This is a genomic window from Lacunisphaera limnophila (genome assembly GCF_001746835.1).
Taxonomy (GTDB): Bacteria; Verrucomicrobiota; Verrucomicrobiia; order Opitutales; family Opitutaceae; genus Lacunisphaera; species Lacunisphaera limnophila.
Genome location: NZ_CP016094.1, coordinates 1,391,675 through 1,414,155 on the forward strand (window position 1 = coordinate 1,391,675; position 22,481 = coordinate 1,414,155).

At 67.5% G+C, this 22,481-nt stretch carries 22 protein-coding genes; 10 read left to right on the forward strand and 12 right to left on the reverse strand.

Going from position 1 to position 22,481, the window contains the following annotated elements; all coding sequences use genetic code 11:
• Window positions 1-153: 153 nt before the first annotated feature.
• From hisIE to hisG, 8 genes are all read right to left on the reverse strand, one after another.
• Window positions 154-768, reverse strand: a complete 615-nt coding sequence (hisIE, locus tag Verru16B_RS05830) for a bifunctional phosphoribosyl-AMP cyclohydrolase/phosphoribosyl-ATP diphosphatase HisIE (RefSeq protein ID WP_069961407.1) — start codon at window positions 766-768, stop codon at window positions 154-156.
• Window positions 769-850: 82 nt separating this feature from the next.
• The gene (gene hisF / locus Verru16B_RS05835; protein ID WP_069961408.1) at window positions 851-1,618 is read right to left on the reverse strand and encodes an imidazole glycerol phosphate synthase subunit HisF; all 768 of its coding nucleotides are present in this window, start codon (window positions 1,616-1,618) and stop codon (window positions 851-853) included.
• A complete protein-coding gene (gene hisA, locus Verru16B_RS05840; RefSeq protein WP_069963621.1) occupies window positions 1,612-2,337 on the reverse strand; it encodes a 1-(5-phosphoribosyl)-5-[(5-phosphoribosylamino)methylideneamino]imidazole-4-carboxamide isomerase in 726 nt (241 codons plus the stop codon). The genes hisF and hisA overlap by 7 nt, the downstream gene beginning before the upstream one ends.
• Before the next feature lie 49 nt (window positions 2,338-2,386).
• A complete protein-coding gene (gene hisH / locus Verru16B_RS05845) occupies window positions 2,387-2,983 on the reverse strand; it encodes an imidazole glycerol phosphate synthase subunit HisH (RefSeq protein ID WP_179947408.1) in 597 nt (198 codons plus the stop codon).
• Entirely contained in the window at window positions 2,980-4,044 is a 1,065-nt protein-coding gene (gene hisB / locus Verru16B_RS05850; protein WP_069961410.1) for a bifunctional histidinol-phosphatase/imidazoleglycerol-phosphate dehydratase HisB, read from the reverse strand. Before hisB ends, hisH begins: the two co-directional genes overlap by 4 nt.
• A gap of 91 nt (window positions 4,045-4,135) precedes the next feature.
• Window positions 4,136-5,200 (reverse strand): histidinol-phosphate transaminase, encoded by a 1,065-nt coding sequence (gene hisC, locus Verru16B_RS05855; protein ID WP_069961411.1) that lies wholly within the window; start codon window positions 5,198-5,200, stop codon window positions 4,136-4,138.
• Window positions 5,201-5,267: 67 nt separating this feature from the next.
• Window positions 5,268-6,563 (reverse strand): histidinol dehydrogenase, encoded by a 1,296-nt coding sequence (hisD, locus tag Verru16B_RS05860; RefSeq protein WP_069961412.1) that lies wholly within the window; start codon window positions 6,561-6,563, stop codon window positions 5,268-5,270.
• 47 nt (window positions 6,564-6,610) lie between these two features.
• Window positions 6,611-7,513, reverse strand: coding sequence for an ATP phosphoribosyltransferase (gene hisG, locus Verru16B_RS05865; RefSeq protein ID WP_069961413.1), 903 nt, complete (start codon window positions 7,511-7,513; stop codon window positions 6,611-6,613).
• A gap of 404 nt (window positions 7,514-7,917) precedes the next feature.
• Here hisG and Verru16B_RS05870 point away from each other — a divergent pair, with 404 nt between their 5' ends.
• The 7 genes from Verru16B_RS05870 (at window position 7,918) to Verru16B_RS05900 (ending at window position 16,464) form a co-directional block, all read left to right on the forward strand.
• On the forward strand, window positions 7,918-8,523 hold the full coding sequence (locus Verru16B_RS05870; protein WP_069961414.1) for a YceI family protein: 606 nt from the start codon (window positions 7,918-7,920) through the stop codon (window positions 8,521-8,523).
• 57 nt (window positions 8,524-8,580) lie between these two features.
• Window positions 8,581-9,246: a response regulator transcription factor gene (locus tag Verru16B_RS05875; protein WP_069961415.1), complete on the forward strand. Its 666-nt coding sequence runs from the start codon at window positions 8,581-8,583 to the stop codon at window positions 9,244-9,246.
• Window positions 9,243-10,601, forward strand: a complete 1,359-nt coding sequence (locus Verru16B_RS05880) for an ATP-binding protein (protein WP_083270137.1) — start codon at window positions 9,243-9,245, stop codon at window positions 10,599-10,601. The genes Verru16B_RS05875 and Verru16B_RS05880 overlap by 4 nt, the downstream gene beginning before the upstream one ends.
• Before the next feature lie 170 nt (window positions 10,602-10,771).
• Complete coding sequence (locus tag Verru16B_RS05885; RefSeq protein ID WP_069961417.1) at window positions 10,772-12,820, forward strand: LTA synthase family protein; 2,049 nt, start codon at window positions 10,772-10,774, stop codon at window positions 12,818-12,820.
• Complete coding sequence (locus tag Verru16B_RS05890) at window positions 12,817-14,838, forward strand: LTA synthase family protein (RefSeq protein WP_083270139.1); 2,022 nt, start codon at window positions 12,817-12,819, stop codon at window positions 14,836-14,838. The genes Verru16B_RS05885 and Verru16B_RS05890 overlap by 4 nt, the downstream gene beginning before the upstream one ends.
• Window positions 14,839-14,879: 41 nt before the next feature.
• On the forward strand, window positions 14,880-15,743 hold the full coding sequence (locus Verru16B_RS05895) for a transporter family protein (RefSeq protein WP_157772269.1): 864 nt from the start codon (window positions 14,880-14,882) through the stop codon (window positions 15,741-15,743).
• 43 nt (window positions 15,744-15,786) lie between these two features.
• Window positions 15,787-16,464 (forward strand): phosphatase PAP2 family protein, encoded by a 678-nt coding sequence (locus Verru16B_RS05900; RefSeq protein ID WP_069961419.1) that lies wholly within the window; start codon window positions 15,787-15,789, stop codon window positions 16,462-16,464.
• Window positions 16,465-16,500: 36 nt separating this feature from the next.
• Here the strand turns inward: Verru16B_RS05900 and Verru16B_RS05905 are convergent, their stop codons facing one another.
• Together Verru16B_RS05905 and Verru16B_RS05910 are read right to left on the reverse strand one after the other, a co-directional pair.
• The gene (locus tag Verru16B_RS05905) at window positions 16,501-17,586 is read right to left on the reverse strand and encodes a PA0069 family radical SAM protein (RefSeq protein ID WP_069961420.1); all 1,086 of its coding nucleotides are present in this window, start codon (window positions 17,584-17,586) and stop codon (window positions 16,501-16,503) included.
• Between the two features lie 111 nt (window positions 17,587-17,697).
• A complete protein-coding gene (locus Verru16B_RS05910) occupies window positions 17,698-18,096 on the reverse strand; it encodes a TonB family protein (RefSeq protein WP_069961421.1) in 399 nt (132 codons plus the stop codon).
• A 524-nt stretch (window positions 18,097-18,620) separates the two neighbouring features.
• On the opposite strand from Verru16B_RS05910, the gene Verru16B_RS05915 reads away from it, so the two are divergent.
• From Verru16B_RS05915 to prmB, 3 genes are read left to right on the forward strand one after another with little or no spacing between them, the layout of a single operon-like run.
• Window positions 18,621-19,391: a tetratricopeptide repeat protein gene (locus Verru16B_RS05915; protein WP_157772271.1), complete on the forward strand. Its 771-nt coding sequence runs from the start codon at window positions 18,621-18,623 to the stop codon at window positions 19,389-19,391.
• A gap of 6 nt (window positions 19,392-19,397) precedes the next feature.
• A complete protein-coding gene (locus Verru16B_RS05920; RefSeq protein WP_069961423.1) occupies window positions 19,398-20,177 on the forward strand; it encodes a rhomboid family protein in 780 nt (259 codons plus the stop codon).
• 3 nt (window positions 20,178-20,180) lie between these two features.
• Entirely contained in the window at window positions 20,181-21,104 is a 924-nt protein-coding gene (gene prmB, locus Verru16B_RS05925; protein WP_069961424.1) for a 50S ribosomal protein L3 N(5)-glutamine methyltransferase, read from the forward strand.
• A gap of 202 nt (window positions 21,105-21,306) precedes the next feature.
• Here prmB and Verru16B_RS05930 read toward each other — a convergent pair whose 3' ends face one another.
• A complete protein-coding gene (locus Verru16B_RS05930) occupies window positions 21,307-21,951 on the reverse strand; it encodes a Tll0287-like domain-containing protein (RefSeq protein ID WP_069961425.1) in 645 nt (214 codons plus the stop codon).
• A 93-nt stretch (window positions 21,952-22,044) separates the two neighbouring features.
• Window positions 22,045-22,452 carry a rhodanese-like domain-containing protein gene (locus Verru16B_RS05935; protein ID WP_083270140.1) on the reverse strand — a complete coding sequence of 136 codons (408 nt, stop codon included), beginning with the start codon at window positions 22,450-22,452 and terminating at the stop codon, window positions 22,045-22,047.
• Window positions 22,453-22,481 lie beyond the last annotated feature (29 nt).

Consider the following 22,481-nt stretch of genomic DNA (forward strand, 5'->3'; position numbering starts at 1 on the left):
GCCGTGGGCGCAACTCCGGGTTTTGTGTCCAAGGTGGTGTCCGACCTCCGGCCTTCGCCATGGCTACGGCCGGCTGGCCGGCGCGGGCGGGCTGGTTTGAAATCGCGCAAGCAAACCTGGCCGGAGGCCAGGTTCCACCGTGGCGCGCGGCGGCTACTTCTTCGGCGCGTGGCGCTTTTCCAGGACGGCGATGGCGTCGCCCAGGGTGCGCTTCTTGGCGTGGAGGAGGACGATCAGGTGGTAGAGCAGGTCGGCGGCCTCGCCGGCGAATTCCTTGTTGTCCTTTTGCATCGCGGCGAGGGCGGTCTCGACGCCCTCCTCGCCGACCTTCTGGGCGCAGCGGGCCACGCCCTCCTGCACGAGGCGGACGGTGTAGCTGGACTTGTCGCCGCTCTTGATGCGGGCGGCAACCACCTGGTCGAGGTGCGCGAGGAAGCCCGCGCCGCCGGCCAGGGCGCCGTCGCCGAAGCAGCTCACGGTGCCGCGGTGGCAGGTCGGGCCCGCGGGGTGGGCGAGCACGAGCAGCGTATCGTTGTCGCAATCCACCTCGACGGAAACCACGCGCAGGAAGTTTTTCGAGGACTCGCCCTTGGTCCACAGGCGCTGTTTGGAGCGGCTGAAGAAGGTGACCTTTTTGGAAGCGAGGGTCTTCTTGAGCGCGGCCTCGTTCATGTAGCCGAGCATCAGCACCTGGCGGGTGCTGGCGTCCTGCACGATGGCGGGCACGAGGCCGTCGATTTTCTTCCAGTCGATTTTCGGGAGTTTCATGGGAGGATGGTTTGGACCACGGATGGCACGGATAGAAGGCAGGTTTGATCAGTGAGAATCCGTGGGATCCGTGGTAAAAATTTCACGGACGGACGATCACGCCTTCGGCAGCGAGGTATTGTTTCAGTTTCGGAATGGGGATGGCGCCGCTGTGGAAGACGGAGGCGGCCAGGGCGGCGTCAACGCCGGCGTCGCGGAAGACGTCGCGGAAGTGCTCGGGGGCGCCCGCGCCGCCGGAGGCGACGAGCGGGATGGTGAGCACGGCGCGCACGAGCTTGAGCTGCGGCAGGTCGTAGCCCTTGCGCTCGCCGTCCTGGTTCATGCAGTTGAGCACGATCTCGCCGGCGCCGAGTTTCTGCGCCTCGCGGGCCCAGTCCACCGTGCGCCAACGGGTGCCGCGGGTCTTGGTGGGGTCGCCGGTGAACTGCTTGACGAAGTAGTCGCCGTTCTCATGGCGGCTGTCGATGCCGACGACCACGCACTGCGAGCCGAACTCTGCGGCGAGCTCGCCGAGCAGGGCGGGATTCTCGATCGCGGGGGAGTTGAGCGAGACCTTGTCGGCGCCGCTGTGGAGCAGGCGGCGGGCGTCGTCGAGCGAGCGGATGCCCCCGGCCACGCAGAAGGGGATATCGATGACCTTCGCGACCCGCGTCACCCAGTCGGTGGACACGGTGCGGCCGTCGCTGCTGGCGGTGATGTCATAGAACACCAGCTCGTCGGCGCCGGAATCGCGGTAGCGCTGGGCGAGCTCGATGATGTCGCCCATGTCGACATGGTTGCGGAACTGCACGCCCTTGACCACGCGACCGTCGCGCACGTCGAGGCAGGGGATGAGGCGGCGGGCTAGCATGCGAGGGCCTCCGTGAGGGTGAATTTGTTCTCGTAGAGGGCGCGGCCGACGATGGCGCCGGCGGAGCCGGTGGTCCGGAGGACGCGCAGGTCGTCGAGCGAGGAGACGCCGCCGGAAGCCTGGATCTGGAGCGTGGGGAATTTTTTGACGAGCTCGGCGTAGAGGGCCGAGTTCGGGCCGGTCAGCTTGCCGTCGCGGCTGATGTCGGTGCAGAGGATGTGTTTCAGCCCGACCGCGAGGTAGCCGGTGAGGAAATCGTCGAGGGCGACCCCGGTCGTCTCCTGCCAGCCGGCGGCGGCGATGCGCGGGATGCCGGCCGCGTCGAGGCGCACGTCGGGGGACAGGATGATCCTCTCCGGGCCGAAGGACAGGAGCCAGCTGAGGACAAGGTCGGGTTGCCGCACGGCGAGGCTGCCGACGATCACGCGTTCGACGCCGGCGGCGAGGAGCGCCGCGACCTGGGCCTCGTCGCGGATGCCGCCGCCCGTCTGGACGCGCAGGCCGCTCTCGCGGGCGAGTTTTTCCACGAGCGGGGTCTGGCGCTTGGCGGGATCCTTGGCGCCATCGAGGTCGACGACGTGGAGCCAGGTGGCGCCGGCGGCCCGGAAGCCGCGGGCCACGGCGAGCGGGTCGTCGCCGTAGGATTTCTCCTGGTCAAATTTCCCCTCGGTGAGGCGCACGACGCGGCCCCCGCGGAGGTCGATGGCGGGATAGATGATCATGGGCGGAAAAGGCCCAAGCAGTTTAATGGACTACTTAGGGTCGGGTTCATGCGGGCATCGCCAGGAAGTTCTGGAGCAGGCGGGCGCCGGCGGCGCCGGAGCGCTCGGGGTGGAACTGGACGCCGGAGAAGTTGGCGCGCTGGACGACGGCGGCGAAGGGGGTGCCGTGGTCGCAGCTGGCCACGGTGAAGGCGTTCACCGGGCCGGCGAAGCTGTGGACAAAATAGAAGCGCGTGGCCGGGGAGAAGCCGGCCAGCAGCGGGGTGTCCGGGCGGATCGTGAGGGTGTTCCAGCCCATGTGCGGCACCGTGATGCCGGGGGACTCGGGGAGCAGGGCGACGCGGCCGGGGATGAGCCCGAGCGAAGTCGTCTCGCCCTCGGCGGACGATTCAAACATCAGCTGCATGCCGAGGCAGATGCCAAGGACGGGTTGGGTGAGGCCGCGCACGACCTCGACGAGGCCCTTGGCGTGGAGGCGCTTCATGCCCTCCTGCGCCGAGCCGACGCCGGGCAGGATGACGCGGTCGGCCGCGCGGATGACCGCGGGGTCGGCGGTGAGCTCGCTGGGCACGCCGAGGCGCTCGAGCGCGAAGCGCACCGAGGCAATGTTGGCGCCACCACTGTCGACGATGGCGAGCATCAGAGGACTCCCTTCGTGCTGGGGATGTCGCTCCCGGCGCCGCGGGCGACGGCGGGCCGGAGGGCGCGGCCGAAGCCCTTGAACAGGGCTTCGATCATGTGGTGGGTGTTGTCGCCCTTCACGGCCATGTGGAGGGTGGCGCCCAGCGTGGTGGCGAGGGACTGGAAGAAGTGTGGCACGAGCTCGCTCGGCAGCTGGCCCACGTTCTCGCGGGGGAACGCACCCTCGAAGACAAAGTAGGGGCGGCCGCTGAGATCGATCGAGACCTCAGCCTTCGCCTCATCCATGGGCATCGTGAAACCGTAGCGGCCGATGCCGCGCTTGTCGCCGAGGGCCTGCTTGAGGGCGGCACCGAGGGCGAGGCCGACGTCCTCGACGGTGTGGTGCTCGTCGATGTGCAGGTCGCCGGTGCACTCGATGACGAGGCTGATGCCGGCGTTGCGTGCGATCTGGTCGAGCATGTGGTCGAAGAAGCCAAGGCCGGTGGCGAACTTCGCCGGGGCGACGGCATCGAGGTCCACCGTCACGGAAATTTTTGTTTCCTTGGTCTGGCGCGCGATGACGGCGCGACGCGGGGCGTCGGCGATCTGGCGGGTGATTTCCGTCCAACCGAGGGTCTTCGGGTGATAGCGCAGGCCCGAGACGCCGAGGGCGGTGGCGAGCTGGAGATCGGTCTCGCGGTCGCCGATGACGTAGGAGGCCTCACGGGACCAGGACGTGTCCTTGAGATAATCGAGGAGGAGACCGAGCTTGGGTTTCCGGCAGTCGCAGCGGTCGGCCAGGGTGTGCGGGCAGACGCGCACGGCCTCGAAGGTGATGCCTTGCGAGGCGAGGATGGCGATGAGCAGGTTTTGCAGCGGGCGGAATTCCTCCTCGCGGAAGCTGGGGGTGCCGAGGCCGTCCTGGTTGGTCACCATGACGAAGGTGTAGCCGGCGTCGCGCAGGCGGCGGAGGGCGGGCACGACCTCGGGCTCGAGGGCAAACTTGTCGAGGCGGTCGATCTGGAAATCGGCGGGCTCGGTGATGAGCGTGCCGTCGCGGTCGAGGAAGAGGATTTTTTTCATGGGCGGATCGTTTGTAGGGTCGGTCCTTGCACCGACCTACTGGGCGAGGTCGCCGCAAGCGGCGACCCGAGAAGAAAAGCGAAGAGAGGCTTTAACCACGGGACAATACCTCCAGGGTCTGGTTGTTTTCCTCGGCGGTGCCGACGGTGAGGCGGATGGTGTTCGGGACGTCCTTGCTGCGGTCGCGCCAGATGATGCCGGCGGCGCGGCCGGCGGCCATCAGGCGCGCGCCATCGGTGACCTCGATGAGGATGTAGTTGGCGTCGGAGGGCCAGACGCGCTTGACGACGGCAAGCTGCGGCAAGGCGGCCATCAGGCGCTGGCGCTCGGCCACGAGCTGGCGGACGGATTCGCGGGCGGCGGCCAGGCCATCGGGCGTGAGGGCGGCCAGCGCGGCCTGCAGCACGGGGGCGGGCACGGGGTAGGGGGCGATGACCTTTTGCAGGATGGCAATGACCGCCGGGTCAGCGATCGTGGTGCCGACGCGGGCGCCGGCGAGACCGTAGGCCTTGGAGAGGGTGCGGAGGACGACGAGATTGGGGTGCGAGGGGATTTCCGCCGCGAGGCTGGGCTGGCCGGAGAAGTCCACGTAGGCCTCGTCGACCACAACCATGGCGCGGCCGGCGAAGGAGCGAACGACCTTCATCACGGCGGTGCGGTCGAGCAGGCCACCGGTGGGGTTGTTGGGCGAGCAGAGGAAGATGAGCTTCACGTCGGGCGTGACGGCGCGGAGCACGGCGTCGGCATCGAGGGCGAAGTTTTGGTCGCGGAGGAGAGGGACGCGCACGGTCCGCGCGCCCTGGATATCGGCGGCGACGACGTACATGCCGTAGGTCGGCGGCGTGATGAGGATGGCGTCCTGCCCGGCGCGGCAGAAGGTGCGCAGGAGGAGATCGATCCCCTCGTCGGAGCCGCGGGTGACGAGCGTCTGGGCGGGGGTGACGCCGTACAGGGTGGCGAGGGTGGCGATCAGGTCGGCGGGCTGCGGCTCGGGGTAGCGGTTGAGCAGGGGCTGGTGGACCGCGGGGGTCTCGGGATTCTCGTTGGCGTCGAGCCAGACGCGGCCGCCCTTGGATTCCTTGCGCGCGGAGCTGTAGGGCGCGAGCGCGATGATCTCGGGACGCACGAGGGCGAGGACTTGTTCGACGGCGGTCATGGGGAATTGATGGAGCCGGGGCCGTTGACCCCGGCGACAGAAGAAAGGGGAAGTGAGCGGGAAACGGTCATGACGACAGTTTATCCAGCCGCACGCGGACGGCGCGCTGGTGGGCGGCGAGGTTTTCGGCGAGGGCGAGACGCTCGACGACGGGGCCGAGTTTTTTCAGGCCGCGCGGGGTGGCGGTCTGCACGGTCATGGTGCGGAGGAAATCGCCCAGGCCCAGGCCGGAGCAGGCGCGGGCCCAGCCATAGGTGGGGAGAACGTGGTTGGTTCCGCTGGCGTAGTCGCCGAGCGACTCGGGGGTCCAGGCGCCGAGGAAGACGGAACCGGCGGTGGTGAGGCGCGGCAGCAGGGCGCGCGGGTCGGCGACCTGGAGGATGAGGTGCTCGGGGGCGTAGCGGTTGGCGATCGCGACGGCCTCCGCAGCGGAGGCGGCGAGGATCACGCGGCTCTTTTGCAGGGCCGCGGTGGCGATGGCGCCGCGCGGGAGCAGGGCGAGCTGGCGGTCGAGCTCGGCTTGGACGCGGGCGGCGAATTTCGCGGCGAACGCCACGAGGATGACCTGGGAGTCCGGGCCGTGCTCGGCTTGGGAGAGAAGGTCGGCGGCGACGAAGGCGGGCTCGGCGGCGTGGTCGGCGATGACCATCACCTCGGAGGGGCCGGCGGGCAGGTCGATGGCGGCCGCATCGCGGGAGACCTGAAGTTTGGCCTCGGTGACGAAGCTGTTACCCGGGCCGAAGAGCTTGTCGCACTTGGGCACGCTGGCGGTGCCATAGGCCATCGCGGCGATGGCCTGGGCGCCGCCGAGCTTGAAGACCTCGGTGATGCCGCAGAGGCGGGCGGCGAAGAGGATCCACGGGCTGACACGGCCGTCGCGGCCCGGCGGGGTGCAGAGGACGCGCACGGGATTGCCGGCAATCTGCGACGGCACGCCGAGCATGAGGGCGGTGGAGAAGAGCGGCGCGCTGCCACCGGGGACGTAGAGGCCGACGCATTCGATCGGGCGCGACACCTTTTCGCAGACGATGCCGGTCATGGTCTCGACGCGGAGGGGAACCGGGCGCTGGGCGAGGTGAAATTTCCGCAGGTTGCGGTAGGCGCGGCGGAGGGCGGCCTGGTCGGAGGGTTGCAGGGCCTGCGCGGCGGCGGCGAACTCGGCGTCGCTGACGCGGAGGGAGGTGAGTTTGGCGCCGTCGAATTTCGCGGTGAGCCGCCGCAGGGCGGCGTCGCCCCCCCGCCGGACCTGGGCGATGATCCCGGCCACGATGGCGGCCGTCTGCGGACCTGCCTTTTGCGCCGGGCGTTGGAGCGCGGCGCGGCGGGCGGGGGCGGAGAGGGATTTCCAGACGAGGGGTTTCATGCGGTTAGGAAGGCGGGGTTCGGCGACCCCGCCCTACAGTTGAAGCATCAGAGCATCATCTTCTCAATCGGGAGGACGAGGATGCTGCTGGCGCCGGCCTGCTTGAGGGCGTCCATGGTTTCCCAGAAGACATCCTCGGCGCAGACGGCGTGGAGGGCGACCTTGGAGTCGTCGCCGGCGAGCGGGAGGATGGTCGGGTTTTCCGAGCCGGGGAGGAGTTTCCGGATCTCGGTCAGGTTGGCCCGGGGGGCGTGGAGCATGATGTATTTCGTGCCGGCGGCCTTCTGCACGCCGTCGAGGCGGCGGAGGACGATGTCGAAGGCGTGGGCCTTCTCGGGATTGAGCGGACGGGCGTTGCGTATGAGGGCGGCGGTGCTCTTGAAGATCGTCTCGACCGCGCGGAGCTTGTTGGCCTCGAGAGTGGAGCCGCTGGAAACGAGGTCGCAGATCACGTCGGCGAGGCCGAGGCGCGGGGCGATCTCGACGGAGCCGCTGAGGGTGACGATTTCGGCGGGCACGCCCTGCTGGGCGAAGTAGCGCTTGGTGAGCTGCGGGTAGGAGGTGGCGATGCGCAGGCCGGCGAGATCCTTGAGGCCGGTGTAGGGGCGTTCCTCGGGGAGGGCGATGGCGAGGCGGCAGCCGCCGAAGTCCAGGGTGCGCTCGACCACGTAGGCGCTGGTCGTGCCGCGCTCGAGGGCGGATTCCTCGAGGACGTTCTGACCGACGATGCCGAGGTCGCACACGCCGTCCATGACGAGCTGCGGGATGTCGTCGTCCCGGACAAAGAGGAGATCGAGGGGGAAGTTGTCGGCGTGGAGGAGGAGTTTCTCCTTGGGGGACTTGACCTTGATGCCGCAGGCCTTGAGCAGGTCGAGGGAGTCAGTGGAGAGGCGGCCGCTCTTCTGGATGGCCAGGCGGAGGCGGTCTTTGGGGAGGTTGGCGGGAGGCATGGGAGGAAAGGTAAAAAAGGGAAAGGGAGAGTGAAGCGGGTGGACAAGCGGGTGCCAAGAACGCGGAGGGCCTTATGCCGGGAAAATAAAAACCCCGGCGGGACAGGCCTGCCGGGGTTAGGAAAATCGTCTCATCACCCAGGGAAGGCACATCCAGGCCTTCCCCGCGAGGGAAGGCTAGGCTTCGTGGTGATGGTGGTGGTTGAGGATCATGGGATGATCGTGAATTGAAAAAGTCCGGGAATGGGTCGCGGGGCAAGGATTTTTTCTCGGCGGGGGCGGCGGGAGACCAGCCCGGAGCCGTGTAAATTGGTCCGCGCCAAGTATCCGGTGGCGGCCCGTCTGAATAAAAATTCATCCGGGGTTCATGCCGGGTTCATGTCGGGCGCAGATACTGCCGGGACATGCGCATGGGTCTGCGGGTCTTCCTTCTCGTCCTGGCCGCCCTGGTACCCCTGTGGGTCCGGGGCGAGGCGGGGGCGTCCCCGTTGCAGCTCGACCTCGCCCACTCGGCGCTGGAAGTGGAGGTCCATGCGACGTTTGAGACCTTTGTCGTCCGGCTGGACCGGTTTCGCGCGGACATCGCGATCAACCCGGGGACGCGGGTGGTGGAGCAGGTGGGGATCAATTTCCTGATGGCGGACCTGCGGACGGGGCGATCGCAGCGCGACCAGCACATGCTGGAGTGGGAGGAGCACGAGCGTTTTCCGGAAGTGGGTTTCCGCATGGTCGGGCAGGTGGCCTCGGCGGCTGGGCCCCGATCGGTGCGGGGCGTGGTTTCGCTGCATGGCGTGGAGCACGAGGTGGCGTTCAACGTGACCTTCCTGATGCAGGACACCGTGTGCTCGATCGATGGCGAGGCGGAGATCGATTACCGGGACCATGGGCTGCCGCTGATCCGGAAATACTGGGTGTTGCGGGTGGATCCGGTCCTGCACGTGCGGTTTCACCTGCAGGGGCGGCTCGCCGGTCCCGCCGGCGGCCCGCGGATGGCGGAGGCGGGGAAATAGATTTGCGCCGGTCCGCCGGCGCCCGGAGATTCGCCCGCAGATGAGCCCCCGCGTCCCATGAAAGTCCTGATTGTCGAGGATGAGCGCAAAGTCGGCCGCTTCATCGAGCAAGCCCTGACCGAACAGAGCCACACGGCCCAGTTGGTGGGCTCGTGCGCAGCGGCGCGGGACGCGCTGGCGGAATCGGGCCATGATCTGGTGATCCTGGATCTGGGACTCCCGGACGGAGACGGCTTCGACCTTTTGAGGGAGTGGCGGTCGGCCGGCTTCAACGAGCCGGTGCTGATCCTCAGCGCGCGGGAGGCGGTGGAAGATCGCATTCGCGGCCTCAACCTGGGGGCGGACGACTACCTGGCGAAGCCCTTCAGCTTGGAGGAACTGTTGGCGCGGGTGCGCGCGCTGCTGCGCCGGCAGACCGGCGCCAAGGCGACCGTGCTGGAGCACGCGGGGGTGCGGATGGACCTGCTGACGCGCAGCGTCAGCACGGCCGCGGGCCCGGTGGCGCTGACCAGCCGCGAGTTCGCGCTGCTGGAGCTGTTTTTGCAAAACAAGGGCCGGGTGCTGACGCGCTCGCTGATCGCCGAGCGGATCTGGGAGGCCCATTACGACATGGAGACCAACCTCATTGACGTCTACGTGCGCCGGCTGCGGCAGAAACTGGGGGCCACCGAGGAACAGCCTTTCATCCGCACGTTGCGCGGCACCGGTTACCAGCTCTCATGAGATCGATCACTTGGCGGATGACGGTCTGGTATGCGTTGGCAGTGACCGGCGCGGTGGTGGCCGCGTTGGCGACCGGGCGCTGGTTGCTGCAACAGGAGATGGTCGGCAGCCTGGGCCAGTTGCACGAGGCCGAGTTCCGGGAAGTGATCCAACAGCTCGATGGCGTCCTGGGGGTGCGGCCGGAGGCGGAGGTGGTGCGCCAATTGCGGGAGCATGCCGAGGCCGACGAGCACCTGTTCCTGTTTCAGGTGCTGGACGAGGACGGCCGGGTGATGTTCCGTTCGGCCAGCCTGGGTGAGGTGGTGTTGCCGGGCCTGGCGCCGACGGAGCCGCACCGGATGGTGGAGTTGCCGGGCAAGGGTCGGCTTTTTTTGTCCGAGTTCAGCGAGGGGAAGCTGAGTTTCATGATCGGCAGCCGGCTGGAGCCGATGGAGCAGACCCTGCGGCAATACACGCAAACCGGCCTGGCGCTGACGGCGTTGGTGGCGCTGGGCAGCCTGGGGCTGGGTTACGCCATCAGCCGGCTGGCGCTGCGGCCGATCCGCGACATCGAGCGCACGGCCCGCCGCATCGGGGCCGACAACCTGGCCGAGCGCATTACCGTGCCGCCCGGGCGCGACGAGGTGGCCGAGCTGGTGCAGCTGTTGAACGCGATGTTCGACCGGATCGAGGCCTCGTTCCGTCAGATCCGGCAGTTTTCGGCCAATGCCTCGCACGAGCTGAAGACCCCGCTGACCCTGATCCGGCTCAATGCCGAGCACCTACGCCAAAAGCTGGCGGCGGACCCGGCCATCACCAACGACGTGGATTCGTTGCTGGAGGAGATCGCGCACATGCAACGCGTGATCGAGAGCCTGCTTTTCCTCGCCAAGGCAGAGAGCGGAGCGCTGGCGCTGACCCGGCACGAGCATCCCACGCAGCCGTTTATCGCGGCGGTCGGGGAGGATGCGGCGGTGCTGGCCGAGGACCGCGGGCTGCACTTTGAGATCGGGGCGAGCGATGCCGGGGTCGCGGGTTTTGACCGGGATCTGCTGCGCCAGCTGTTGCTCAACCTGGTCAGCAACGCCGTCGCGGCCACGCCCACGGGCGGACGGATCTGCCTCAGCTCCCGGATTGGCGCCGGGCGCTGGCGGATCGAGTTGCGGGACGAAGGACCGGGGCTGCCGGCGGAGCAGCTGGAGAACATCTTTGAGCGTTTCGTGCAGGTGCGGCGGGTGGATGGCCCGCCGGCGACCGGGCACGGGCTGGGGCTGGCGATCTGCCGGAGCATCGCCCGGCTGCATGGCGGGGAAGTGACGGCCGCGAACCGTCTGGACCGCAAGGGATTGTGCCTGACGGTGGATTTGCCGGCCTGAAGGGGAAGCGTACTGGGCAGGAGTCGAATGGAGCGCGCCGCCGATCCGCGCTCGCGAGCGAGCTGCCCACCGGAAGAGATCGCTGGCGGGGGGATGAATGAAATTTAATCATCGGTTAACCTTCGGTTCATGTCGGCGTGAGAGCATGGGGGATGATATTTGCCCCTGTTTTGATTCCCCCGGTTCAGCAAGGCTCCGCCCGGGATTCGCGCGGCACGCGCCTGCTGGCGCATCGTTTTGGCGGGGTGCTGCTTTTTGGATTGGTCTTCGCGGGGATCGCGCTCGCGACCCGGGTGGCCTTGCTGGTCAAGGCCGCGCCGGAGGTCACGTGGGATGCCAGTCTTCTGGCGGCCTTTGCCTGGGGTGCGCTGTTTGACGTGGCGGCGGCGGGGTTGGTGGCTGCGCCGATGATGGTGTTGCTCGCGGTGTTGCCGGCGCGCTGGTTCGAGCGGCGCTGGGCGCGCGGGCTGGCGTGGGTGGCCGGTTTTGCCGCGGTGTACCTGCTGCTGTTTACCGCCGTGGCGGAGTGGACCTTCTGGGATGAATTCGGGGTGCGGTTCAATTTCATTGCGGTCGATTATCTCGTCTACACGACGGAGGTCATCGGCAACATCCGCGAGTCCTACAACCTGCCGGTCCTACTGGGCGCGGTGGCGGCGGGCACGGTGCTGGTGCTCGGGCTCGCGGCGCGGTCGGGCGGGCCGCAGGCCTGGCTGGGGGCCGCACCCGTGGGCGCCGGTCGCCGCTGGGGCCTCGCCGCCGCGGGCCTCGCCGTCGTGATCACCCTGGGCGCCGCGCTGCAGGAGGACCGGCTCCCGGCGTTCCGCAACAACTACAACCGCGAGTTGGCCAAGAACGGCGTGTGGTCGCTCTTCGCCGCGTTTCGCAACAACGTGCTGGATTACGAGCAGTTCTACCGGACGCGGCCGGAGCGGGTCGCCTTCGACCGCCTGCGCCGCGAGCTGGTGGAGGACGGTTCGATCCTCCTGTCGCCCGACGAGTCCGACACGCTGCGTTATGTGCGCAACCCCGGTCCCGCGCAGCGGCCCAACGTGATCCAGATCACGGTCGAGAGCCTCAGTGCGGATTTTCTCGGGATCTTCAACCCGGCGTCCGCCCTCACGCCCGAGTTGGATGCCCTGGCCGCGCGCAGCCTGGTGTTCGAGAATTTCTACGCCACCGGCACACGCACGGACCGGGGCATGGAGGCGCTGACGCTCTCGCTGCCGCCCACGCCCGGGCGCTCGATGGTGAAGCGGCCCCGCAACGAGGACATGTTCACCCTCGGCTCGGTTTTTCGGTCGCAGGGTTACGACACCGCCTTCATTTACGGGGGCTTCGGCTACTTCGACAACATGAACCATTATTTCGGCCAGAACGGCTACCGGGTGATCGACCGGAACAGCGTGGCGCCAGCCGATGTGACCTTTGCCAATGTCTGGGGCGCCTGCGACGGGGATCTCTTCCGTTGGACGCTGCGGGAGGCGGACACCAGCGCCGCGAGCGGCCGGCCCTTCCATCACTTTGTCATGACCACGTCGAACCACCGGCCGTACACGTATCCGGCGGGGAAAATCGACCTGCCGTCCAAGGTCTCCGGCCGGGCGGGGGCGGTGAAATACACGGACCAGGCGATTGGGGAGTTTCTGCGGGAGGCGGCGACGAAACCGTGGTACAAGGACACGGTGTTCGTGATTGTGGCGGACCATTGTGCGTCGAGTGCGGGCAAGACGGAGCTGCCGGTGGAGAACTACCACATTCCGCTCATCATCTTCGCGCCCGGCGGCCAGATCGCGCCCGGCCGGATCAAGACGCTGACGAGCCAGATGGACTATGCGCCGACGTTGCTTGGTTTGCTCAATTGGAGCTATCCCTCGCGTTTCTTCGGCCATGACGTGCGGAAGATCGATCCGGCGGATGCGCACGCGCTGATCGGCAATTACCAGAAACTGGGCCACCTCGAGCGGGGCGAACTGATCGTGCTGGGCCCGCAGCATGATGCCAAAACCTACCGGTACGACAGCCACGGCGGCGCGCAGGTGCCGACCGCCCCGAGCGCGTATGCGGAGGACGAGGCGATCAGTTATTACCAATCCGCCAGCATCCTTTACCGTCGCGGCCAGTACCGGTCGGTGAAGCCGGATGAGCAATTGCGCCTGGCCGCGCGCCTGGTGCCCGCGGCCCGGGTCGCGGTGCAGTCCCCCCTTTCCAACCCATGAGCCATACCCAACCTGTAGCCGAACCAGCAGCCCCGGCGGAACGTCCCGGACCTTACGGCCTGGTCGCGCCGTTTGTGACCACGCTGGCGCTCGGGCTGGCGCTCACCACGGCCGGACGCCTCGCGTTGCTGGCGTTGTTCCGGGACCGGCTGGGGTCGCCCGCGGAGTGGCCCACGCTCTTCGCGATGGGGCTGCGTTTCGACGTGTTGCTCCTGAGCTACCTGCTGCTACCGGCCTGGTTGCTGGCCTGCCTGGCGCCGGGCCGCTGGGAATCCGGACTGAAAGCGGCGTTACGGGGGTACCTGCTGGTGCTCCTCGGCGTCATGACCCTCCTCGAGTGCGCGACGTGGCCCTCGCTGACCGAGTATGGCAGCCGGCCCGAGGCCCTTTTCCTCGAGTACCTCAAGCATGGCGGGCAGGTGGCGGCGCTGATCTTCTCGGGTTTTTGGCGCGAGACACTGGTGGCCACGGTGGCGATCTTCGCCGTGCTGTGGTTCGCCCACCGGCAACTCCGCCGGGCGACGGCCCGGCCCTGGCCGCACTGGCGGACGAAACTGGTGCTCTTCCCGGTGGGGCTGGCGCTGCTGCTGCTCGGCGCGCGTTCCAGCTTCAGCCACCGGCCGGCCAATCTCAGCACGGCGGCTTTTTCGCAGAATCATTTTCACAACGAGCTCGCGCTCAATTCCACCTACACGCTGCTGTATGCGGTCTACCGGCGCACGCACGAGACGGACACGGCGCACGACTACGGAAAGCTGCCGCTGGCCCGGATCATGGAACTTACCCGGCGGGGCACGACGGTCCCGGCGGCCGCGTACCGGCCCCTGCCGGACGGCAAGGAGGCGACCCTGCACCGTCAGGAACCGCGCGCGGTGCGCGCGGGCCCGCCGCCGAACGTCGTCGTCATCCTCCTCGAGAGCCTCGGGGCCGAATACACGGGCTGGCTGGGGGGCACCCGCCTGACGCCGAATTTCGACCGGCTCGCCGGAGAGAGCCTGGCCTTTGAGCGCCTTTTCTCGACCGGCACGCGGACGGCGCGCGGCATCGAGGCGGTGGTGGCCGGATTCTTCCCCACGCCCGCGCGCGCGGTGCTGAAGCTGGGCAAGGCCCAGCGCAATTTCTTCACGGCGGCGGACCTGTTCCGCCGGGAGGGCTACAGCACGCATTTCGTGTATGGCGGCGAGGCCAACTTCGATGAGATGAAAGCCTTCTTTGTCGGCAACGGCGTGGAGCGGGTGTGGGACCAGCCGGTGTTGCAGAAACCCGGCCAGGCGGTCGGCGTGTGGGGCATCCACGATGAGGAACTCTTCCTCGAGGCCGACGCCCTGTTTCGGCGGCAGGGCGACAAGCCGTTCTTCGCGGTGATGCTTTCGACCTCCAACCACTCGCCGTACGACTATCCGGACGGGAAGATCACGCCGGACCCGGCGTTTCCGGCGGCGTCGCCGGAAAACGCGATCAAGTTCACGGATTATGCGCTCGGCCGTTTTTTTGAAAAGGCCCGGACGGCGCCGTACTTCCAGAACACTATTTTCGTGGTGGTGGCGGACCACGGCACGCGGGTGAGTGGCGACCAGCTGATCCCGTTGTACAAGTTTCATATCCCGGCGTTGATCTACGGCCCGCCGGACCTGGTGCCGCGCCAAAAGGTCCGCGCACTGGCCTCGCAGGTGGACCTGATGCCGACGGTGCTCGGGCTGACCGGGCGGGCGTGGACGCACCCGATGATGGGCCGCGACCTGCTCGATCCGGCGGCGGGTGATCCGGCCGATCCGCGGCGCGGCCGGGCGCTGCTGCAGTATGAGACGCACTTTGGCTACTGGAAGGATGAGGACATCGTGATCCTCCGCCCGGGGCTGGCCCCGGCGCAGTTCCGGGTCGAGACGACGGAGCAGACCGGGCGCGACCGGTTCCAACTCAAGGCCGAGACGGCCGATCCCGCTTTGGTCGAGGAGGCGCTGGCGCACAGTCTCCTGCCCGGCCACCTCTACGGTGAGCGCCTTTACCGGCTCGAGTGAGCCACTCCCCTATGTCGGCTCCACGCCCCTTAACCTGTTTGGTGATCCTCAGCGCGGCCCTCTGGCTGCAAGCCGCACCCGCTTTCGCGCAGTCGGGCATCGAGGACGACGAAATGAAGATCCGCGGCGTGTTCAATTCCAGCCTGCCCGGCACGCAGCGGAAAAACAGCCTCCGGCTTTCCTTTCATCCGCGGGTGGGCGACGTGTTGAAGCGCGACCATGTGCGCGTGCCGCTGGGCCTGCGTTACGGCCTGGCCGAGGACTGGGAGATCACGGGCTCGATCGAGGGTTATTTTTCCCACGGGTTGCGGGATGCGGCCTGGTTCGACCGGAGCGGCCTGTCGAAGGTGGGGCTGGGCACCAAGTACCGCCTCGGCCAACTCGGGAACAGTGCCTGGGACACGGCGGTGGGCCTGGATTTCAGCACGCCGATCGGGACGCCTCCGATGGAGATCACCGACGGCTTGAGGCACTACAGTCCCTACGTCGCGTTTTCCCGGCGCCTCGAGGGGGACCGGCGCTGGCGGATTTTTGGCAACGTGGGGGCCGACCTCGTCTCGACGACGGACATCCCGGGCCAGTTGGATAAAAATGAGCTCGGAGCGGACTCGCTGTCGCTGACGGCGGGCGCGGTGTTTGACCGCGGCCCGTGGCATTACACGCTGGAGGCGGAGCTGACCAGCACGCGGCCCTTTGGCGGGCCGGCGGAGGAAGTGTTTGCGGTGCGACCGGGCGTGTTGTGGGAAGTGCCCGAGCGTTTCACCGGCCGGGTGGGCGGGAAGTGGGTGGTGGGCGTGGGCCTGCGCACGAGCTTCGGGCCGGACGGCACCGACGTGGGGGGCAGCGCGAAGGTGCGGGTGAATTTTGATTTCAAGCGCTGGTGGAAGGGGAAGTTCGGCCGATGAACCGGGCCCGCCCTGAATTCCGGGGGGCCGCGCCTCGCCTTGGTTGGCCGGGCTGCTCCTGGCGGTTTTTCTGGTGGTGGCGGAGGCGACCGCGCTCGACCTCTGGGTGCAGGACCGGTGCTATGACTTTGCGCAGGGCCGCTGGATGGTGGATGCAACGGAGCCGTTGGGCCGGTTGTTTTTCTATGATGGGCCGAAGGTTATCATTATACTGACGGCGGTCGTCCTACTGGGCCTGCTGCTGGGCCCAGTCCGCTGGCGGGACCGGTGGGGCTTCGGTCGGCGCGAACTCGGCGTCGCGGTGCTGACGCTGGTCACCCTCCCGGTGCTGGCCAGTGTGGGCAAGGGCACGACGAATACCTTCACCCCCGCCGAGATCCGGCGCTACGGGGGCGACGTACCTTACGTGAAAGTGTTTGAGGCCTATCCGGCGGACGACCGGCCAGCGAAGCGGGGCCGGGCTTTTCCCGCCGGGCACGCCAGCGGGGGGTTTGCGCTGATCGGCCTGGCGGTGCTGGGCCGCACGCGGGCGTGGTGGTGGGGCGGGATCGCGCTGAGTTGGGCCGCCGGTTGGTGGATGGGTGGATATCAGATACTGAAAGGCGCGCATTACCTCAGCCACACGGTCACGACGATGCTGCTCGCGTGGATGGTGGTGGGGTTCTGGGGCTGGGTGCTGCGAGAGCGAACAGCGAAGGCCAGGACCAGTCAGGGATTCTGAAGGGTGCCGCGCGAGGCGGGACTTGGGAATCCCGCCTTACAGCAGATCGAGCTGGGTGCCGCCGGGGCGGCGGAAGGCGGCGGTGGAGAGGTTGAAATCGGCGCGGTTGAGGCCGGCGCGGCGGGCGGAGACGGTGAAGAGCTGTTCGGTTTGTTCGGCGAAGATTCCCGTCCCGCGCAGGCGGGTGCCGAAGGTGGCGTCGTAGAGCTGGCCGCCGTGCAGATCGCGGAGGCGGGCGAGGACGCGGTCTTTCTTGGCCGGGGCGTGCGTGTCGAGCCACGCGAGGAAGACATCCTTCACCGTGTGGGGCAGGCGCAGCAGGATGTAGGCGGCGCGCCGAGCGCCGGCGGCGGCGACGGCGTCGAGGATGGCCGGGATCTCGTGTTCCGTGAGGCCGGGGATGACGGGGGCGACCATGACGCCGACGGGAATGCCGGCGTCGGTCAGCAGCCGGATGGCGCGCAGGCGGTGGTCGGGTCGGGCCGCGCGCGGCTCGAGCCGGCCGGACAGGTCGGCGTCGAGGGTGGTCAGGGTGACATAGACGGCGGCGCCGTCGTGGGCGGCCAACCCGGCGAGCAGGTCGATGTCACGCGTGACGAGGAAGTTCTTGGTGATGATGCCGACGGGTTGGCGAAATTCGGTCATTACCTCGAGGCAGCGGCGGGTGAGCTGGAATTTCCGTTCGGCGGGCTGGTAGCAGTCGGTGATCCCGCTGAGGGAGATGGGCTCCGGGTGCCAGGAGCGGGCGCTGAGCGCGGCGCGGAGCAGGTCGGGGGCGCGGGGTTTGACGAGGATCTTGGTTTCGAAGTCCACGCCGCTGTTCCACCCGAGGTAGTCGTGGAAGGGGCGGGCGAAGCAGTAGGCGCAGCCGTGTTCGCAGCCGCGGTAGGGGTTGAGGCCCCAGCCGGGGCCGAGGTCGGGGCTGTCGTGGCGCACGAGGATGGACTCGGAGGCGTCGACGTAGAACTGGGTGCGCGGGTGCGGGCGCTCGACGGGCACACCGTGTTCATCGTACTCGGCGTAGTCGGGATCCGGCTCGACGGTGAGGCGTTCGAAGCGGTTGGCCGGGTTGAGGGTGGTGCCGCGGCCGGGGGTGGGGCGGGGGACGGCGGGCGGCGGCATGGGGGGCACATTATGTGGAATAGCGCGGGCGCCAGTGCGATTCCGCAAAAAATACAGGGCCGCCCCCCGCGTGAGCGGAGAGCGGCCCTGGTTGTTTGCTTTAGGACTGCTTTAGTTGAGCGCGAAACGGGTGGCAGTGTCGTAGTTGGCGACAATGTTCACCGGCAGCGCGACCTTACGGGCCACGGGCTTGCCGTCGACGATCGCGGGGGAGAATTTCCACTGCGAAACGGCTTCGGAGACCGTGGATACGAGTTCGGCGTTGGCGCCGGGCGTGACCGACTTGATGTCGGTCGGCTTACCCGTCGCATCGACGACGAATTCGAGGACCACCTTCTTGCCGGCGAAACGGGAGCTCACCTCGGGTTTGATAACCGTGGTGGGCACCGGACCGTCGGCGCGATTGCGGTAGGACTCGACATAAGCCTTCTCGGTGGATTCCGCCGCCACGAGGGCGAGGGGTGCAACGAGCAGGCTGAGGCTGAGGGCTAGTTTGGATTTCGTGTTCATGGCTTGATATCTCCGCCGAGGCGGAGGCTTTTTTCTGTTTAGGCAGGACACGGCCACCGGCCGGAATGGCCGCAGGCTGGGTATCCCGTTCCACCCCCTCCGGCCCGTTAAACGGCCGCAGGTGGCGAAAGTGTGCTTTGGGGCAACCCGGGTGCGAGGGCGCGATTTCACAGCCTTCCCGCAACCCGACAGAATGATGAACACTGGATCCGACTGACTCCGGAGGCCTCACGCCGGAACCAGCCAAGTCAAAGAACTCCGTCGCGGTGGGCTGGCCACCCGTGAAGACAACCGGCTTGCGACTGGACCCACTATAGCACGTTCGGTGCCACCCGTCGTGTGCCAGTTGGGTGAAGTTTTACAATTAAACGGGGTATCATGGTTGCTGACGGCCAGGATTAGAAAAACAGGAAAGCCTTGAACGAGATGGATTCAGGCATGTCCTAGGGCGGATGCGCCTCCGTATCTCCCTGTTGGTCCTACTTGCCCTGCTGTCTTCCGGGGGGGCGTTTGCCTCCGAAACCTTGGCCGAAAAGACCCTGAAGGACATCGCGGCAAGGCAGCGGCACATCTTTGAGCGGGCGGAGGCGGAGGGGGAGCACCTGGACGAAGCCTGGTTGCGCGGGGAGATCCAGAGCGTGATCAACAGCTACGATGTGCTGATCCAGAAGAGCCCGGATTTTGCGGCCGCGCATGCGGCGTATGGCATGTTGCTGGGGCAGGTGGGCATGACCCGCGAGGCGGTGGGGATGCTGCTCAAGGCCAACCAGCTCGACGGGGAGATTCCGGTGGTGAAAAATGAGATCGCCCGTTTTCTCGCCGAGGATGGCAAGTTGGCCGAGGCCTTGCCGTGGCTGACCGCCGCGATCAAACTCGCGCCCGACGAGCCGCTATACCACTACCACCTCGGCAAGATGCTGACGGAGGGCAGGGACGAGCTGATCGCCACCGGCGAGTTCACGCGGGCCACGCTGGACCAGGCGATGTTGGACGCCTTCCGACGCGGCGCCGAACTCGCGCCGGACAACATGGCCTATGGCTACCGGGCGGCCGAGGCGTACTACGATCTGGCCACCCCGCAGTGGGAGGAGGCGCTGAAGGCCTGGGGAAAACTGGAGGAAAAGGCGCAGCCCGGGTTGGAGCAGCAGACCATCCGCCTGCACGCCGCGAACGTGCTGGGGAAGCTGGGCCGGGCCGAGCACGCCCGCGCGTTGCTGGTCACCGTGACCGAGCCGCCGCTCCAGAAACAGAAGCAGACTTTGCTGGACGAACTGGCCCCGGCCGACGCAAAGTAACCCGTCATGGGTTTCCTCAACCGGCTCGAACGGGCCCTCGGCCGCTACGCCATCCCGAATATCTCGCTCTACCTGGTGATCGGGCAGGTGTTTTTCTGGTCGGTTTCATTCCTCGGCTTTTTCGATCTGGAGCGCATCGCCCTCCTGCCCTGGGCGGTGGCGCAGGGCGAGGTGTGGCGGGTGTTTTCGTTCCTGCTGCTGCCCCCGGCCGCGCACCCGGTGTTCATCGCCTTTGCCTGGTACATGTTCTACATGATGGGCTCGGCGCTGGAGGGACACTGGGGGGTGTTTCGTTACAACCTCTTCCTGTTCATCGGGTGGATCATGACGCTGGGCGTGGCGTTTCTTTTTCCCGGGAATTACGCGACCAACGTGTTTCTGGCCGGCAGCGTGTTCCTGGCCTTCGCTTTTCTGAATCCCGACTTTGAGATCCTGATCTTTTTCATCCTGCCGGTGAAGATCAAGTGGCTGGCCCTGATTGCGTGGATCGGCTATGGTTTCGCCCTGGTGACGGGCACGTGGCCGGTGCGATTGGGGGTGCTCGCCTCGATCAGCAACTTCCTGCTCTTTTTCAGCGGGGAGATCCTGCAGCGGGGCAAGACCGGCCGGCGGCGCATGGAGTACCAGGCGAAGCAGGCGGCGGCGCGGGAGAACGACGAGCCCCGCCACACCTGCGTGGTCTGCGGGAAGACGGACCGCACGCACCCGCAGGAGGATTTCCGTTACAGTGACGACGACAAATGCTACTGCGCGGAACACCGGCCCGGGGCGGGCAAACCGGCCTGAACCATGGCGACCAAACCCCAGACTCTCGGTGAGTGGCTCAAGTGGGCGGAGCGCGCCTACGCCAGGCACGAGGTCGCCCTCGGGCAGGTCGCGGTCAGCGCGCACGACGAGGCGCTGTACCTGCTGCTGCGCGCGCTGGAGTTGCCGCTGGAGAGCCCGCCCACCGTGTTGAAGCGCAAGCTCACCGCGGAGCAGGCGGAGCGGGTGACCGAGGTCTTCCGTCGCCGGCTGGAGGAGCGCGTGCCGGCCGCCTACCTGACGCGCGAGGCGTTCCTCGGCGAGCATCGGTTCTATGTCGACGAGCGCGTGATCATCCCGCGGTCGTATTTTCTGGAGCTGTTGCCGGCCATTGCGGAGATGGTGGAAGGGGGCATGGCGCGAAAGGGCGCGCGGGCGGGTGTGGGGCACCCGGTCAAACGCGTCGTCGACGTCTGCACCGGCTCGGGCTGCCTGGCGGTGTTGCTGGCCCATCAGTTTCCGGAGGCCAAGGTGGATGCGATCGACCTGTCGCCCGAGGCGCTGGCTGTGGCGAAGTTCAACGTGGCCACCCATCACCTGGCGAAGCGGGTGCGGCTGCACCACTCCGACGTATTTGATGCGGTGCCGACGGCGAAATACGACCTGATCCTCTCGAATCCGCCGTATGTGCCCACGCGCGAGCTACGCGGTCTGCCCGAGGAATTCACGAAGGAGCCGCGTCTGGCGCTGGATGGCGGCCGCGACGGATTGGACATCATCCGCAAGCTGCTGTGGCAGGCGCGGGAGCGGTTGCAGCCATCCGGGCTGGTCGTGCTGGAGGTCGGCGGGTTGCGCGCGGCGATGGACAAGAATTTTCCTGAACTCGGCCTGCACTGGCTGCACACGGAGGACGGCGAGGACTGCGTGTGCGTGATCCAAGCCGGCCGGTTGCTGAATTGGCCGGGTTAAGCCGGGTCGGGCCTGGGTTGAAAGTACCGGCAGTTCCGGCCGAGCCGCACCGGGTAACCGCGGCGCGGGGAGTGCGGGTGGGTGCAGAGCCCGTAATCCGACCAGCGATCTGGATGGAGCGGGCGAAAATAGAGGCACGATTCGGCGCAGGGGAGGAGAACGGTCGGAGGCCGCGGGGCGGCGGGGGCGGCATCCGGTGGCGTCATGGTTTCTTCTTGGGCTCGAGGATCGAGACCCGCAGCACGCCGCGCCATTGCCCCGTCTTGTAATTCACGGCCTGGTCGGCGGGGAACATCACGCGCAGGGCGTCGGCGACGCCGGGGGCGAGTTCGTCCTTCGGGCCATGGCAGTCGAGGCACTGTTTCATCACGCCGAGCGGACGGTAGACACGCCATTCCAGGGGCAAGCCGGGGAGGGCCACGCGCTGGATCAGGAGCTTGGGCACGCCGTCGCCGTTCTCGAGCTGGCGCTCGATGCGTTCCAGGGCGGCGAGTTCGGGGGAATCGGGCGAGTTGGCGGGGCTGCGCAACCGCAGGCTGGTGCGTTTGATGGCGATCAAGACGGGCTGACCGGGAGCGGCGACGGGCAGTTTGTAATCCTTCAGGTGGAGCAGGCCGACCGCCATCGCGGGGGCTTGGGTGGCCAGCACCCGCTGCACCTCTCGGACGAGGGTGCTACCCGCGTGGTCGATGGTCCGTTCGCCGAGCAGGCGGATTTCCGCGAGGGCGGGATCGTCGGGGTTGAGGAAGGTGTGGGTGGAATCCGCCGCATCAGCGGCCCGGAGCGAGATCGGAGCCAGCAAAACCAAAGCCAGCGAAAGAACGACGGGGTAGGATCGTGCCTTCATGGCACGATGGTACTCTTTATTCCCGCGGCGGGCTTCGCAGATCTTGCGAAAGCGTCGGCATCCCGGGGGACGCCGCCGTCCCGGTCCTGCCCCTTACTTGGCCGGTTCGGTGACCTTGCGCACGGGGAGGCCGGCTTCCTGCCAGCCCTTGAAGCCGCCGGCGTTGGCGACCTTGTGCCCTTGGGCGGCGAGGGCCTGCGCCACCACCCCGGAGCGTTTGCCGGAGCGGCAGTAGGTGATGATCTGTTTGTCACCCACCTGGGCGAGGAAAGCCTTCCAGTCGCCGATCTGGCCCTCGTCAAATTCGCTTTTCGGAAGCAACACGGCCGGGGCGGCGACCCCGGTGTCGGCCCATTCCGACGGTTCGCGGACATCGATGAGGACGGCCTTGCCCTCGGCCACGAGTCGGGCGGCCTCGGCCGGGGTCAGGGTGGAAACTTCGGCGCCGAAGATGGAGGAAAACAAGCTGAGCATGGCAATGAGCGGGAGGAGCTTCTTCATGGGAGGCAAGATGCCCGGTCCGCGCGCCG

Excerpts from the sequence above, each read along its gene's own strand:
- hisIE (WP_069961407.1), bottom strand. The coding sequence starts at position 768 with ATGAAACTCCCGAAAATCGACTGGAAGAAAATCGACGGCCTCGTGCCC.
- hisF (WP_069961408.1), bottom strand. The coding sequence starts at position 1,618 with ATGCTAGCCCGCCGCCTCATCCCCTGCCTCGACGTGCGCGACGGTCGC.
- hisB (WP_069961410.1), bottom strand. The coding sequence starts at position 4,044 with ATGAAAAAAATCCTCTTCCTCGACCGCGACGGCACGCTCATCACCGAG.
- hisC (WP_069961411.1), bottom strand. The coding sequence starts at position 5,200 with ATGACCGCCGTCGAACAAGTCCTCGCCCTCGTGCGTCCCGAGATCATC.
- hisD (WP_069961412.1), bottom strand. The coding sequence starts at position 6,563 with ATGAAACCCCTCGTCTGGAAATCCCTCTCCGCCCCCGCCCGCCGCGCC.
- hisG (WP_069961413.1), bottom strand. The coding sequence starts at position 7,513 with ATGCCTCCCGCCAACCTCCCCAAAGACCGCCTCCGCCTGGCCATCCAG.
- Verru16B_RS05870 (WP_069961414.1), top strand. The coding sequence starts at position 7,918 with ATGCGCATGGGTCTGCGGGTCTTCCTTCTCGTCCTGGCCGCCCTGGTA.
- Verru16B_RS05875 (WP_069961415.1), top strand. The coding sequence starts at position 8,581 with ATGAAAGTCCTGATTGTCGAGGATGAGCGCAAAGTCGGCCGCTTCATC.
- Verru16B_RS05880 (WP_083270137.1), top strand. The coding sequence starts at position 9,243 with ATGAGATCGATCACTTGGCGGATGACGGTCTGGTATGCGTTGGCAGTG.
- Verru16B_RS05890 (WP_083270139.1), top strand. The coding sequence starts at position 12,817 with ATGAGCCATACCCAACCTGTAGCCGAACCAGCAGCCCCGGCGGAACGT.
- Verru16B_RS05905 (WP_069961420.1), bottom strand. The coding sequence starts at position 17,586 with ATGCCGCCGCCCGCCGTCCCCCGCCCCACCCCCGGCCGCGGCACCACC.
- Verru16B_RS05910 (WP_069961421.1), bottom strand. The coding sequence starts at position 18,096 with ATGAACACGAAATCCAAACTAGCCCTCAGCCTCAGCCTGCTCGTTGCA.
- Verru16B_RS05920 (WP_069961423.1), top strand. The coding sequence starts at position 19,398 with ATGGGTTTCCTCAACCGGCTCGAACGGGCCCTCGGCCGCTACGCCATC.
- prmB (WP_069961424.1), top strand. The coding sequence starts at position 20,181 with ATGGCGACCAAACCCCAGACTCTCGGTGAGTGGCTCAAGTGGGCGGAG.
- Verru16B_RS05930 (WP_069961425.1), bottom strand. The coding sequence starts at position 21,951 with ATGAAGGCACGATCCTACCCCGTCGTTCTTTCGCTGGCTTTGGTTTTG.
- Verru16B_RS05935 (WP_083270140.1), bottom strand. The coding sequence starts at position 22,452 with ATGAAGAAGCTCCTCCCGCTCATTGCCATGCTCAGCTTGTTTTCCTCC.